Below are 14,816 nucleotides of genomic sequence, written 5' to 3'. Positions count from 1 at the left end.
AACTTCAAGTTTAAAGTACGATTTCTTCGCCTTTTTCGGTGAAGCGCACGTTTTTAATCTTCCATTGAGAATTACTGGTTAAAGTTTTGCGGAGACTGCCAAATAAAGCAAACTGTTCACAGCTAGAAAGGGAAGCTATTTGTCGCTTTGACTGGGGAGATAAACGCAAATCAACTGTAGCAACGCCATTTTGAACTTTGACGCGATAACCAGATAAGCTAAAGTCGGCTGTATCTCTGGCTTCGATGATTTTTCCGACTGCATTTGTCATTGGTTCCTCGGCTGGGACTGAAACTTTTTGTGGAAGCAGTTCTTGACATTGGGTATCGCTGCTGTATAGGGTAACATTGATGGTTTTACCCGTCACCGCTTTGGGTGTGGCTGCTGGCCTGGCTCGGAGTTCAGCCATACTGGGGCTTTGGCTAGGTGTTGGAGTTGCGTTGTCAATTTTGCTTGATGTAGGGCTAGAATTGCAACTACCAAGGCTGGCTGCGATCGCCATAACTATAAATGGTAATAAATATCTTTTACTCATATTCGTAGTGCCATGCTTTACTCTATCAACTCCAGTGTCCTTACTAGGAATTCCGTATAAAATTGCTAATTCGCTGTTATTGTACTTAATCTAGATGTGATTAATTAACTATAAATGAGATGATTGAGGCTGAAGCTGAGACACAAAGATATAGTGATACAGCCCTACCTTTGTGTCTCCCTGCCCCCAAACCCTTCTTTTTGACAGACTACTCGCCTATGTAAGTACAGCTAGATTAAGGCACTACCAACACTGGGCAAGGAGATAGATTAATCACCCGTGTTGTCACGCTATCAGTTGCACCCTCCTCCGTTAAGCCGAGTCCGCGACAACCCATAATAATTAAATCTGCGGCGATTTCATCAGCGACATCACAAATAGTAAACGCTGGTTTGCCTTGCCGTTCCAAAACTTCTACCTGAATACCTAACTGTGAGAACAAAGCTTGAGCATTTGCTAATAGTTTGGCAACTACCTCTGATGACACCATCGGATCAGTCGTCTGTGCTTCTGCGGAGGGTTCCTCAACCACAGAGAGCAACACCAAACGACTACCATATTTCTGCACGACATTGGCAACTACATCAGCAGCTTCCCGTGCTTCCCGACTTTGATCGATTGGAAATAACACTGTCTTAAACATATCTCTCCTCCGCACCCCGGACTCCGGTAAAATCTTGATGGTTATACTTTCAAAACGATAACAAAAAGGCAATCAGGAGGGTTTGGCTGTGTCCAAAAAAACTTTAGCAAGTTTATCTGCGGCTGATATTTCAGGTAAACGCGCTTTCGTGCGAGTTGACTTTAATGTACCTGTGGATGACCAAGGCAACATCACAGATGATACTCGCATTCGCGCCGCTTTACCAACCATTAAAGATTTGACGCAGAAGGGCGCTAAGGTCATTCTAGCAAGCCATTTTGGTCGTCCCAAGGGTGTAGATGACAAACTGCGCCTCACACCTGTTGCCAAGCGCCTCTCGGAGTTGTTGGGGCAAGAAGTCATTAAAACAGATGACTGTATTGGTGATGAAGTGGCTGCTAAAGTGGCGGCTTTACAAAATGGTCAAGTGCTGTTATTGGAAAATGTTCGCTTTTACAAAGAAGAAGAGAAGAACGACTCAGAATTTGCCAAAAAACTAGCTTCTAATGCTGATTTTTACGTAAATGATGCTTTCGGTACAGCACACCGCGCCCATGCTTCCACCGAAGGAGTGACTCAATTCCTCAGTCCGGCTGTGGCTGGATATTTGGTTGAAAAAGAATTGCAATACCTACAAAGTGCGATTGAAAATCCCCAACGTCCTTTAGCTGCGATTATTGGTGGTTCTAAGGTTTCTAGCAAAATTGGCGTAATTGAAACCCTACTAGAGAAGTGCGACAAGCTAATCATTGGCGGTGGAATGATTTTCACCTTCTACAAAGCCCGTGGTTTAAATGTTGGTAAATCTCTGGTAGAAGAAGACAAGCTAGAACTAGCGAAATCTTTGGAAGCTAAAGCTAAAGAACGTGGTGTCACCTTTTTGCTACCTACAGATATTGTATCGGCTGATAAATTTGCCCCCGATGCCAATGCTACCACCGTCAGCATTGAGAATATCCCCAGCGATGGTATGGGACTAGACATCGGCCCCGATTCTGTGAAAGTCTTCCAAGAAGCCCTTGCTGATTGTAAGACAGTTATTTGGAACGGGCCAATGGGTGTATTTGAGTTTGACAAATTTGCTGTCGGTACAGAAGCGATCGCTCACACTCTAGCAGAAATTAGCAAAACTGGTACAACCACTATTATCGGTGGCGGTGACTCTGTAGCTGCTGTAGAAAAGGTTGGTTTGGCTGACCAAATGAGCCACATTTCTACTGGTGGCGGCGCTAGTTTAGAATTACTCGAAGGCAAAGTTCTGCCCGGTATTGCAGCTTTAGATGAAGCATAAGATTGCTCCAGCTATTGTCCAAATCTGCTAATTTATGACAATTTTAGTAAGGGTGCGGCATCATGTACCCTTGCTATTTTTGTGAATATTTCTATCATGGCTAAAGAAACGACATACTTAGAGTTATCAGAAGATGGTGGAAGTTCCCACAAGTTTTATGAGGTTATAGTTGAAGATACTCAAGTCAGCATCCGCTACGGACGCATCGGTGACGTAGGACAGACACAAACGAAAACTTACCCGACACCAGAAAAAGCAAAAGCTGAAGCAGCGAAAAAAATTAACGAAAAGCTAAAAAAAGGTTATGAACCCGCTGTTATGGGTGTGCGTCAAAAGCGTTCTGTGACTCGCCGCGAAGTTACTAGTACTGTCTCGACAGCCCAACAAGCGCCAATTTTGTGGAAATTTGCGGCTAATTCAGCGGCTTTTGGGATTTTCATTGATGCTAATCGTTGCTGGGTAGGTAATCAAGCAGGTCAAGTTTTTGCTTTAAACCATGAAGGTAAAGTCAGCAATCAGTTTAAGTTACCTGATGGTGTTAAATGTTTAGTAGCTGATGATATCTGGATTTATGCTGGCTGTGATGATGGCAATGTCTACGATTTGACGGGTAAGTTACCCCGCATCGCCTACAAGATTGATGAAAATGTCGATATTTTCTGGCTAGACATTAAAGATGGTTTGTTGGCTGTCTCTGATGCTAACGGTGGTGTGACAACCATAGATCATGATGATGAATCACAATGGACGCGGTTGAGTCAAGGTGATTCTGGCTGGATGGTTCGCTGCGATGAAGTTGGAATTTATCACGGTCATAGTCAAGGCGTGACGATGTATGATCATCAAGAGGGTCGAATGCTTTGGCATCAAAAGACTGCTGGGAGTGTGCTATTCGGTTGGCAAGAAGCATCAGCAGTTTACGCAGGTACTAGCGACCAAAAAATTTACAGTTTTAGCAAGCAAGGTAAGCCACTAACAATATATAAGTGCGATGCGGCAGTTTATTCTTGCGCCACTGCACAAAATGGCAAATATGTATTTGCTGGTGACAATAATTCTTCTATTTACTGCTTTAACCAAGCTGGGGAAAGACTGTGGAAGCTGGGGACTGGATGTGGTTCAGCTTTATCCATGCAGTTTGACGAATCTCGAATTTATATTGTCACTACCGATGGTGTTTTAGCTTGTATCGATGCAGGTGAAACTGCGATCGCATCTGCTCAGGCTGGTACAATTCCCACAGCAACTATTATTAAAGCACCAAAAACTGAGGGAGCCGCACCTTCTGAAGTTCTCGAAACTACCACAGATACAAGTGCTGGGGTAATTGTCGAGTGTTTTCAAGATGGCAGTCAATTGCGTGTCAGAGTTATTTCCCCAGGGTACAATTTTAACTGGAACGTGCAGTTTCCCAAAAATATTCGCCAAGCAGGCGATCGCTATCTCGTTCAAGAAGTACGAGAATCAGGTAGAGGTGGCTTTTATCGCGCCTATGGAGATATTAAAAAAATCAGGGAATAAGCAACTATTACCTATTGTCTGTTGCCTGTTTCATGCCAAATTCTGACTCCTGAATTTTGCTGTAATTCAGCAGCGTTTCTTTAGCTTGTGGATAAATAGATGTATTTTTAGGAATATCTTTTAAAAGATTAGTTGCTTGTTGCAATTTGTCTTTTGCTTGCTCTCTAACCGATAATGAATGAGGGAAACTTTGAATGAAAAAATGGGCTTCTATTGCCAGTTTATGGGCTGTTTCTAAATTAGCTACAGCTTTTTTTTCGGCAGTTATTCGTTGACTGATGGCTGTACGGTAAAAACGATAATACACTAACTTATCTTTAGCTTGAGCGGAAACTGATGTGCGTTCCGGTATACTTTCTAGTAATTTGATTGCCTCTTGCCATTTAGATTCTGCTTGTTGCCAAATAATTAGGGGATGAGGTGGTGACTGCACTAAACCAGAAGCTTCTAAACCCAAATTTTGAGCAGCTTTAAAATGAGCGATCGCAGTTTCTTCTTGATTAAAGTTTAAGTTAATTTGTTGCAGTTGGGGAATTTCAGCTTTGATCATCCAACCGCCAAAACTTAAAGCTAATAAACTAACAGCAATCATTCCACTATAACGAGCTATACTTTGGTTTTTAAACTTTTTTAGCAGGTTAAAATTTCCTAAGTTGTGTCTTCTAGATATAGCTTTAACTAAGGCTTTCTCAGATTTTACTCTCAAGGAACTAATCTGTAAAATCAAAGAATCTATTTTATCTTGGTAAAATTCACAATCATTAATAATATCGGTTAATTCTTGCAATCTGCCATCGCCAGATATAATTAGTTCCTGATCATCATCTAGCCACTCTAATGTAAAGCCGGATTTACCACAAAAAGATGACACTCCAAGTAAAATATTTAATAAGCTATGACTGTGCTTAATATTGTTAAAAATAAATTCTAATCTTTCTTTGATTTTTAAGGAATCTTCTTGAGCTTTGATGATTTGCTGGATTTGTTGTTGTAAAATCCTCGGTTTATCTAAATCTAATTTAATTTTTAAAACTTCCTCTGCTGCTTGGAATGTGGCAGGAATACTGTCATGATTGGCATCAATATTCAGTTGTTGAACTAATTGGATATCGCTTAAAATATCAGCAGCTATAGCTTGAATTAAATCACCCCAATCAATCCAAATCTCTATTTTTGCTTGAAGTTCACCTAAGGAAATATCTATTGGCAATTTACCAAATTTTGCTGTTAGTAATCCTGGATAATCATATTTATAAATGTAGACTGTGTAACCCTCATGGTGAGAAGGTTCCTGGACTGTTTCTAAGCAAGTAATTGTAGTCTTAGGTGATTTGGTTACTTGCTGAAAGTTGATTTTTTCTTGAATATTACGTAGTTTATCTTGAACATTATTAATCATAGCAATTTGTTGCATGATGTCATGAGAATACCCAATGTTCAGCCTCAGACTATGAACAATTTTTGGTAGTTCATTTACCAGAGTTTCTAAATCAGCCATAAATATCCCTTGGGGATTTGCCGAAAGTTTATGTGAAACAATTAAAATGACTATGTAGCAAGGTGGTAGCTTGAATACAAGCCTAATCTTGTTGTTGGTAGAACAGCATCCTGATTGATTAAAAAATCTGAGGAGCTATGGATTCATACTTCCCCGAAATCCTGCTAAAGTAACAAATTCAGTTGAAAAATTTTCAAAATAGAAACAATTGGTAACTAAAGTCAAATATGAATGAAATTGATTTAGCATTTACTCCAGCGGTGGAGTTAGGGCAATTAATCCGTCATCGAGAAGTGTCGCCACTAGAGTTAGTGGAAATATATTTACAAAGAATTGAGCGATTGAATCCCCAATTAGGTAGTTATTTTACAGTGACGGCAGAATTAGCGATCGCTGATGCCCAAGCAAAAACCGAAATGCTGGCAACAGCCTCAGAATTGCCGCCTTTTTTTGGTGTGCCAATTTCGATTAAAGACCTCAACACTGTGGCGGGTGTACCCTGTACCTATGGCAATCCGGCACTATTAAATAACATCCCTGATTATGATGACGGGGTAGTAACTCGGATTAAACAGGCGGGGTTCATTATTCTCGGCAAAACAGCCACTTCCGAAATCGGTTCCTTTCCCTACACCGAACCAACAGGTTTTCCCCCGTCCCGAAATCCCTGGAACTTAGAATATACTTCTGGCGGTTCTAGTGGTGGTGCAGCCGCAGCCGTCGCGGCGGGATTATGTGCGATCGCCCAAGGTTCTGATGGTGGTGGTTCAATTCGTGGCCCTGCGGCTTGTTGTGGTTTGGTAGGGATTAAACCATCGCGGGGAAGAGTCACCAAAGCCCCAGTAGGCGATCGCTTGGGGGGAATCGCCGTCAACGGCCCCATTGCCAGAACTGTGGCTGATGCAGCGGCGATGTTAGACGCGATATCTGGTTACTTCACAGGCGATCCCTATTGGCTACCTGATCCTGAACCATCATTTCTCGCCGCTACCCAAGAGAAGATTCGTGGGTTGCGAATTGCCTTTAGTACTAAAATCTCTCCTTTGGGGGTTGCGGATGCTAATTGTCAGCAAGGCGTATTGCAAACAGTGGATTTATTACAACAATTGGGTAACACCGTTGAGGAAAACTGCCCAGATTTTAGTGGATTAGTCGAACCATTCCAAATTGTTTGGCAAGCTGGGGTAGCTGCGTCAGGAATTCCGGCGGAGGTATTGCAGCCTGTAAATCGTTGGCTGCTGGCGCGTACAGGTTCAGTGGCTGAATATCTCCAGGCTTTATCGCAAATGCAAATTGTGTCACGTCAAATTGTGGCATTTTTCGACCATTTTGATGTGTTGGTACTGCCCGTATATTTACATTCACCGATGCGGGTAGGAGAATGGGCGGCGCTTAGTCCAGAAGAAGCATTCCAAAATATTATGCGTTGGGTTGCCCCTTGTCCAGCTGCTAACGCCACCGGACAACCAGCGATCGCCTTACCTGTGGGTTTTGATAGTCATGGTTTACCTATCAGTGTGCAGTTGGTTGGTAAACCGGCGGCGGAAGCTACTTTAATTAGCCTCGCAGCCCAAATCGAAGCGGCGAAACCTTGGATTCAGCATCGTCCGGCTTTTGCTATGTAATGTCTTAAAAAGGGGTGTAGGGATGTAAGAGAATGTTTAAAAAGTCCTTCATGTGTGGCAAATACTTTTAGATAAAGCCGTGTGCAACTTTCTCTCAAACCTAACCCCCAACCCCTTCCCTACAAGGGCTACCGTGTATACACAAGTCTTTTGAAGGAGGGGGATCTAAAAATATTTGATACATCACTAGCAACTTCACAAACATCCTCTTAAAAAATCGGGGATTTTGTTCTTCACAAATGATGAATAAATTTACAGTCTAAACAATCATTCAGTCAGCAAGCTAGGGGAAGTTAATACAAACACATCTCTGATTCCTAAACCATCAGTTTGCGGTTTGATGGGAGTGGTAAAGTGGAAAAATTCGTGGTCGTTGACTAATAAGATTTCCCCAGAATTAAGCACTTTGCTAAACACTGGCTTTTCTTTTTTAGCAGTATATAAATGCGTTTCTCCGCCTTGAATATTGTTTCTAGCAACAGAGAATATGCCGATAAAATCAGTACCATCCTGATGGATACCTTCAGGTGCGGGATTACCCATATTCTCAGGCGAACAGATAGTTCTGATTTGATGAACTCCTATCTCAGCTTCTGGATGTAATTTACAAGAATCACTAAATGCTAAGACCATCTTTTTAAAGATATCAAGTTCAATAATGCCATCTTCCAACTCAGAAAACTCTCTTTTAACATCTCCTAATAAAGGATTATATGTCTTACTTTGGAAGAGGTAGCCATGAGGTAGCTTAATTAATTGCTCGCCAGAAACTATAAACCGAGATAATCTTCTAGAACGATAATTACCTTTGATGTAAGGATCAATAGGTAGATTGTTAAAAAATGGCTCAAAACCTTCTGGATTAATTGAATTTACCTTTCTTAAGGTGAATAGAAAGGCGTATTCTAATTCCGTTGATTCCCATACTTTTTGCATAGGATTTACCTACTTATAAGTTTATATCCTCCGCTATTTTTCTTTTTCGGAGGTTTATACACTGAGTATATGCTACTTTTTATTAAACTGTCGTTAAATTGACTACATAAATTGACAAATTGTGATAAAGTAATAACTTTTCCATGAAAAGTGTTAAATAACGATATTACGCCGTGTGCAACTTTCTCTCAAACCTAACCCCTAACCCCTAACCCCTTGCCTACTTTCTCTACGAGAGGCTACGCCAACGCGCAGCGTGTCGTTCGCGGTAGCGTTGCGTAGCAAAGACAGGGAAAGGGAGCAAGAATTAAAGCTTCTAACGCCACTTGCTCCCGCGCAACGCAGTGGCTCCTCCTGGCAGTTTGGAGAGCGGTTAAAAATAAGTCGCACATCGCGTGATATTAGTTAGGTGTAGCGATAGCGGAACCCAATATGGATAAAAATGTTAAGTTTCCTTACATCAATCTAACTTATTGGCTATTCACCAGTTATTGAAGGCATATAGTTTTTGCGAGTCAAGATTGCCAAAAATAAGACTAGAAAGGTAAGACTACCTGCTAAATATAAGGGATAGCTATAAGTTTGAGGATAGGATTGATTGATGAGCATCCCAGCAATCACAGGCCCAATACCATTGGAAATACTTAAATAAGAAGCGTTTAATCCCATTGCTGTACCTTGGTCTTGTGATTTAGCATTGAGAGAAATAAGTGTATTGATCATGGGTTGAACTAAAGAATTAAACAATGAATATAAGATACTAACTATGACAAAATAAATAATGTTCTGCCAAATTGGCATAATAATAAATGATAAACTGCGAATAAATAAAGCTAGAAATAATATACTCACAACATTAAATTTACGGCTGAGAAGTGAGACACCCCAAGTTTGCATGATTGTCCCCAACACGCCAAATAAAATAAACATCAGTGTCAAAGATTGGCTATTTTGTCCTAAAACTTTAATAAAGTAAGGTTGAAAGGCGTAAGTAAAAATTGTAAAAGTTGTGCCAATAAAAAAGTTAATAATTAGCAGTACACCGATTTTTGGCATAGCTAAACCGCGAATTAAATTACCCAAACCAAGATCAAAGAGATTATGTGCTTGAGCAGCTTTAGTTCGCAAAGTTTCTGGTAAGCAGAAAATTGTAATTAACAGTGCTAAAAATGCGATCGCCGCAGAAACTAAAAAAGCTGCGCCTAGAGAAAATTGCTGGGCTAATAAACTGGTGACTGGCCCCAACACAAAGCCTAAACCAAAGGCTGCACCATAAATACCAAAAGCTTTAGCGCGGTTTTCGGGTGCGGTGACATCAGAAATAATCGCCTGCGCCACCGAAGCATTACCGCCAGTAATCCCATCGAGAAATCTGGCGAAGAACAGCCAGCCTGCTGTGGTTGCATGACCCGCGATCGCATTAGCAATCACAGTCCCAGTTAAACTAATAATCAATAAAGGTTTACGCCCAAAGCGATCGGACAGTTTACCAATAATAGGTGTGGCGAAAAACTGAGCTATTGAGTATATCGAAAATAACAAACTTGTTTGGAAATCACTCAGTCCAAATTGTTTGCCATAAAGATAGATAATGGGAATTAAAACTGTCAAACTGAGGGAATTAATAAAGGCAACTAAAGCAGTAATCCAAAAATTTCGGTTCATCAGCAGTGTAAAATCGCTCAGTATGACTTAGCAATTGCACTGTATCAGAAAACAATGACTTTTCAACCCCAATCATAATGACGATTAACCGTTCTTTTGATCACAGCCGATGAAATTTCGACTCAAGAGACTTGCGCGGAAACCACGACAGCGTTCACAACCCATTATTCACCTGAAGTTTCACAATGGTAATTTCGAGATTATGGGCTTAGGTGTATGGCACTCCTACTGGCGCGATCCCTATCATCTACTCCTGACAATTCCGTGGACAGGATTTGTACTGCTGATTTTTGTTTTTTATGTAGCTATTAATACTGTATTTGCCATAGCTTACTTGTTAGGAGGAGATTGCATTACCAATGCTCGTCCAGGCTCTTTTTTCGATGCTTTTTTCTTTAGTGTGCAAACCCTGGCATCCATTGGCTACGGGGCTATGTATCCGAAAACAACTTATGCTAATATTATTGTCACTATTGAGGCGATCGTTGGTGTGATGGGAATTGCCGTCATGACAGGATTAGCCTTTGCCCGTTTCTCTCGTCCAACGGCTCGTGTGATATTTAGTCGTGTGGCTGTGATTTTACCCCACGATGGAGTACCGACTCTGATGTTTCGTGCTGCTAACCAGCGGCGCAATTTAATTCTAGAAGCGCAGATGCGGGTATACTTAATGCGTGATGAAGTTACCGCAGAAGGTCACTTCATGCGTCGTATATATGATTTGAAACTTTTGAGGCAGCAAACTCCTGGTTTCATTTTAAGTTGGTCAGTGATGCACGTCATTGATGAGTCTAGTCCTTTATATGGGATGACATCAGAATCATTAAGCCAAACCAACTGTTTATTAATGATCTCTTTGACTGGTATTGATGAAACAGTTGCACAGGTTGTCCATGCACGTCATAGCTACGGTGCTAATGATATTTTATGGAATAATCGCTTTGTCGATATCTTGCACCACGCATCTGATGGGCATCGGTACATTGACTACAGCCATTTTCATGATGTTCTACCTTTGGAGTAGAGGTGAATACAGTTTTAGATGCAGAGGAACACAAAGTTTTTTCTTTAAAAACGATGTATTATGATTGGGTGTTGTTTGTATCTAAGATATCTGTCTTAATTTCTAGTTGTTTTTTTGCGCGTTTTAATTGTTTCCAGAGAACTTTAATTTGCTGGTATGCTTCTTCTGGAGAAAGTTTACCATTGGTTTGCAGATTACTGATGTAGCTGACTCTTTGAGCAAATTCTTGTAAATTGGCGTTAAATACTAGGTATTCTGGTTTGAACTGACCGTAATAGCAACTTCGTGGATAAAGAAAGTCAGAGAGATTAGATAGAAAATCTGATTGCTCTGTCATGACTATTTAAACTTGTAAAATTTTATAGGAAATCAGCGGATGAGAAACTTTAGCACATCTGTTGTAAAGACAAAGTAAGCACAGATACAGCAATTGAGACTTTTAAATCAAGAGTGCCATAATATTTCAGCTTAACACCAAATTTACTAGTTATTAACGATATAGCATTTTCCAGCACAATACGGCGTAAATAAAGCACCCATTCTAAATAGCTCAAGATTTTGACTTCACGGCGGTACTAGTTTGCCTTAAAAACCGCTACTAATTAAGAAAAAGTTGCACTAAATATTGTTACAGCCATGCAATTAGCTTGGCATTTTCCGGTAACTTAGCATTTTTTTGCCCAGTGACGCGAGCTTGGATGACAAACACGCTAATGGGAGTATTGAATAAATCTACAATGCCAGCCTTACCAGCGATCGCCTTCACAATATTTTTGGGTACTTCCTTGAATATCCAACGTCCCAAGCGATAACCACATTCTGGCAGTGTCATTTCTGGCATTAATTCTACACCATACAATTCATGCAGATAGCGATTTGATCGCCCATAGCGTCGCCATTGACTGGCAAGTTCTTTGAGTGTCTCACGGTGGCGGTGCTGCACGATCGCCTGGGATGCAAACTCTAAACGCCCCAGGTTTTGTTGCAAAATCCGCCAGCAAATGTCTGCATCACCACCTGTTGTCAAATAAGGACGAAATAAACCGACTTTTTCTAAAGCAGTGCGCCGAATTGCTAAATTAGCAGTTTGACCATATGCACAAAAGGGATGAGCCAGGGTATGCTTTTGCGATAAGATTTCTTGAAGTTCTGCGTATTGTTCTAGTAAAGTGTTGCCTGGTAGCGCGGTAATTTCACCAGCTACAATCACCACATCTGAATTGACAAAGGGCTGAACGAGTGACTCTAGCCATTGTGGTTGTGGATGGCAGTCAGCATCAGTAAAGGCGATAATTTCACCTATTGCGGCGCGAATCCCAGTGTTACGCGCCGCGTAGGAACTTTGAATTTGGTTTTCGCTGAAAGCACGAATTGTGATTGGGGAATTTGCGGCAGCGTCTTGGAGTAAGGTGAGGGTGCGATCGCTACTGTTATTATCTACCAACAAGTACTCTACTCTATCTTTAGGGTAGGTTTGCGACAACAGACAACCAATTAATGCTGGTAAATCTACCTCAGCGTTATAAATAGGAACAACCACCGAAACCATTGGCAAAAACCTGGTGGCGGTGGTTGTGTCAACTGACTGATGATTCATAAAATTGGGGATTTTGGCGATGGGATTACTAATTATTATTCCCAATTCCAAAATCCTATGCAGGTTTAGTCAGACAGTTTTTCTAATTCCAGCAATCAAGATTGAGAAATCTCTATACATGAACTCTTGACTACTAGAACTTCCAGTTATCGGTACTAACGCTCACAGGTGAAATGTTTTGGATGACTGAAGACTGGGCGAAACTGTTACTAGATAAAGCTGCGATCGCTCTAGCATACTGCGGATCGCTTTGAGTGCCGATTAAACTAGGGTTAGATGCTAACTGGCGTTCTTGAGCTTCTGTCAAATCTATCTTGATATCTGGAGTAATTCCCTTACGGTTAATATCTGTTCCTAGTGGGGTGTAGTAGTGGGCGATGGTGACAGCTAAACCAGAACCATCGGATAGTTCATGAACAGATTGTACTAAGGCTTTGCCAAAGGTTTGGCTACCAATGACTACTGCGCGTTTGTTATCTTTGAGCGCCCCTGTTAAAATTTCGCTGGCACTGGCTGAACTACCATCTACCAAGATGGCCACGGGGAGTTTTGTCAAAGCAGTACGATTGGCTTTAGTTTGTTCACTGCCGCCCCGACGGTCAACTGTGCGGACGATCGCACCATTATCCATCCACATCCGCGCAATTTCAATACTTGCCTGCAATAAACCACCAGGGTTCCCACGTAAGTCTAATACGAAAGCATCAACTTTCTTACCATTCAAATCACGAATAGCTCGACTCATTTGCTCGGCGGCATGTCCACTAAACTCTCTTAAGCGTATATAGCCAACGCGGCGATTGTTTTCTTGCTTTAGGCCATAACTGACTGTTGGGACTTCAATGGTTGCCCGTGTCAGCTTTAAATCAAATGTACCTTGTCCGGTTCTTCCCAAACGTAAAGTTATGGGAGTACCTGCTTTACCACGAATCAGCTGAGAAGCATCATCCACCTTTAGTTTCAAAGTGGATTTCCCATCAATTGCTAATATCTCATCGCCAGCTTTAATCCCGGCTTTCAACGCTGGGGAATTCTCTATGGCTTCTACAACCGTTAGCCGCTGAGTTTTTTCATTTAGTTCCATCCGAATACCAATACCTGAAACTTCCCCAGAAGTTTGATTGGTGAGAGCTTCATACTGTTTGGGATCCATAAACCTTGTGTACGGATCACCCAATTTTTGTAGAGCTTCGCGGATGGCTACGTATGCTTCTTGTTTAGAAGAATAATCTTTACTTAATAAGCTCTGCCTAATTGCTTGCCAATTTTGTTGATTAAAATTACCATCAACATACTCACGATTTACCAGTTGCCATACTTGGTCAACTAAGGCTTTAGGGCTATCTTGTAGGGCGGCACTAACGCAGCGAGTCCAAGCAGAACCAAATACGGACACAGCAGCTGTCGTGGCGATCGCTCCACCAATCATTGCTAGTTGGAGCGGCGAGTAATGTTTCGCAGATGAGTTCATGTATATTAACTGGAATAGGTGTGTTGTTGACAGTTTAGCAATCAAGCTTTTCAGAGATTTTTAAGTTTTTATACTTTATTTTCAGTTAAACTTTCTTCATTATTTTCCCCTCTGAATTATCCTAACAATTTTGCGTTACTTACCATTAGTGTTGCGACCCTACATCTGCTAAATAACTTAGCAGTATAATCTCATCCCATACAATTATTGTGACACTTTTCATCGTGTCATATTTACACCCTATATTAATTTTATAAGATAGCATTTTGCTGGCTGGCTGGCTGGTATTTTTGATATTCTTTAACTCAGCTTTTTTTAGCTATGACATGAAATATAAATTTACTCGAACTTCATCAATTTCTGACCGGAGAAAATTACAGAAATGGTTGCAATTATTACAAAATCTCTTCCGTAGTTTATGGTTAGTTTTGATCTGCTGGCTAATTTTCACAACTATAACCTTAGCTTTTGCATCTTCCAAACCAGTTGATGCTTTGTTTGTACTTGGTGGTAGTATTCGCCGCGAAATCTATGTTGCTCAACAAGCAAAACAAAATCCCGAAATCCCTATTTTAATTTCTCGCGGTTCTTTAGACCCATGTATATGGCTGATTTTTCAAAGGGAAGCAGCAAATTTACAAAACGTTTGGCTAGAAAATTGTGCGGATTCTACCTTTGAGAATTTCTACTATGGGATTCCCATTCTGCGACGCTGGGGAGTACATAAAGTAAAATTAATTAGCTCTCCAACTCACTTCCCCAGAGCTAAATGGATGGCACAGATTCTTTTAGGGGCGCAGGGAATTTGGGTAGAACCAGAGGTAGTCAAAGAGAAAGGTCGTCCTGGTAATCGTGAATATTGGTGGAAAACTGGATTTGATATGGCGCGGAGCTTATTGTGGGCAGTTATCAGTCAAGTTATTCAACCACAATGCTCAAATGTAATCAAACTTACTGATGTGGATATGCAGGCTTGGCAAGTTAAAGGTTTTGTTTGTGAACGACAAGGA

Annotated in this window: 13 protein-coding genes; 5 read left to right on the top strand and 8 right to left on the bottom strand. The window is 41.1% G+C overall.

Features of this window, described 5'->3' with window-relative positions; genetic code table 11:
- Nucleotides 1–10 precede the first annotated feature (10 nt).
- Together IQ259_RS18170 and IQ259_RS18165 are read right to left on the bottom strand one after the other, a co-directional pair.
- On the bottom strand, nucleotides 11–535 hold the full coding sequence (locus tag IQ259_RS18170; RefSeq protein WP_193887290.1) for a GerMN domain-containing protein: 525 nt from the start codon (nucleotides 533–535) through the stop codon (nucleotides 11–13).
- Nucleotides 536–770: 235 nt separating this feature from the next.
- Nucleotides 771–1,178: a universal stress protein gene (locus tag IQ259_RS18165; protein WP_193887288.1), complete on the bottom strand. Its 408-nt coding sequence runs from the start codon at nucleotides 1,176–1,178 to the stop codon at nucleotides 771–773.
- An 88-nt stretch (nucleotides 1,179–1,266) separates the two neighbouring features.
- Between IQ259_RS18165 and IQ259_RS18160 the strand changes: the two genes are divergently transcribed.
- Nucleotides 1,267–2,469: a phosphoglycerate kinase gene (locus IQ259_RS18160; protein ID WP_193887286.1), complete on the top strand. Its 1,203-nt coding sequence runs from the start codon at nucleotides 1,267–1,269 to the stop codon at nucleotides 2,467–2,469.
- 96 nt (nucleotides 2,470–2,565) lie between these two features.
- Complete coding sequence (locus IQ259_RS18155) at nucleotides 2,566–3,990, top strand: WGR domain-containing protein (protein WP_193887283.1); 1,425 nt, start codon at nucleotides 2,566–2,568, stop codon at nucleotides 3,988–3,990.
- A gap of 7 nt (nucleotides 3,991–3,997) precedes the next feature.
- On the opposite strand, the gene IQ259_RS18150 is transcribed toward IQ259_RS18155, so the two are convergent.
- Nucleotides 3,998–5,488, bottom strand: coding sequence for a hypothetical protein (locus IQ259_RS18150; RefSeq protein ID WP_193887281.1), 1,491 nt, complete (start codon nucleotides 5,486–5,488; stop codon nucleotides 3,998–4,000).
- Nucleotides 5,489–5,715: 227 nt separating this feature from the next.
- On the opposite strand from IQ259_RS18150, the gene IQ259_RS18145 reads away from it, so the two are divergent.
- On the top strand, nucleotides 5,716–7,113 hold the full coding sequence (locus IQ259_RS18145; RefSeq protein ID WP_193887279.1) for an amidase: 1,398 nt from the start codon (nucleotides 5,716–5,718) through the stop codon (nucleotides 7,111–7,113).
- Between the two features lie 267 nt (nucleotides 7,114–7,380).
- On the opposite strand, the gene IQ259_RS18140 is transcribed toward IQ259_RS18145, so the two are convergent.
- Nucleotides 7,381–8,049, bottom strand: coding sequence for a 2OG-Fe dioxygenase family protein (locus IQ259_RS18140; protein ID WP_193887277.1), 669 nt, complete (start codon nucleotides 8,047–8,049; stop codon nucleotides 7,381–7,383).
- A 477-nt stretch (nucleotides 8,050–8,526) separates the two neighbouring features.
- A complete protein-coding gene (locus IQ259_RS18135) occupies nucleotides 8,527–9,714 on the bottom strand; it encodes an MFS transporter (protein ID WP_193887275.1) in 1,188 nt (395 codons plus the stop codon).
- A 109-nt stretch (nucleotides 9,715–9,823) separates the two neighbouring features.
- Between IQ259_RS18135 and IQ259_RS18130 the strand changes: the two genes are divergently transcribed.
- The gene (locus IQ259_RS18130) at nucleotides 9,824–10,738 is read left to right on the top strand and encodes an ion channel (RefSeq protein ID WP_193887274.1); all 915 of its coding nucleotides are present in this window, start codon (nucleotides 9,824–9,826) and stop codon (nucleotides 10,736–10,738) included.
- A gap of 58 nt (nucleotides 10,739–10,796) precedes the next feature.
- On the opposite strand, the gene IQ259_RS18125 is transcribed toward IQ259_RS18130, so the two are convergent.
- The 3 genes from IQ259_RS18125 to ctpB all read right to left on the bottom strand — a co-directional run bounded on the left by IQ259_RS18125 (nucleotide 10,797) and on the right by ctpB (nucleotide 13,806).
- Nucleotides 10,797–11,075, bottom strand: coding sequence for a hypothetical protein (locus tag IQ259_RS18125; protein WP_193887272.1), 279 nt, complete (start codon nucleotides 11,073–11,075; stop codon nucleotides 10,797–10,799).
- 291 nt (nucleotides 11,076–11,366) lie between these two features.
- Nucleotides 11,367–12,335 (bottom strand): glycosyltransferase family 2 protein, encoded by a 969-nt coding sequence (locus IQ259_RS18120; protein WP_193887340.1) that lies wholly within the window; start codon nucleotides 12,333–12,335, stop codon nucleotides 11,367–11,369.
- A 133-nt stretch (nucleotides 12,336–12,468) separates the two neighbouring features.
- Nucleotides 12,469–13,806 carry a carboxyl-terminal processing protease CtpB gene (gene ctpB / locus IQ259_RS18115; RefSeq protein ID WP_193887270.1) on the bottom strand — a complete coding sequence of 446 codons (1,338 nt, stop codon included), beginning with the start codon at nucleotides 13,804–13,806 and terminating at the stop codon, nucleotides 12,469–12,471.
- A 326-nt stretch (nucleotides 13,807–14,132) separates the two neighbouring features.
- Here ctpB and IQ259_RS18110 point away from each other — a divergent pair.
- A partial coding sequence (locus IQ259_RS18110) for a YdcF family protein (protein ID WP_193887268.1) occupies nucleotides 14,133–14,816 on the top strand: 684 nt, incomplete at its 3' end.

This window comes from Fortiea sp. LEGE XX443 (genome assembly GCF_015206815.1).
In the GTDB taxonomy this organism is placed as follows: domain Bacteria; phylum Cyanobacteriota; class Cyanobacteriia; order Cyanobacteriales; family Nostocaceae; genus Nostoc_B.
Note: the sequence above shows the minus strand (reverse complement) of the source record. Positions and strands in the feature narration are given on the sequence as shown.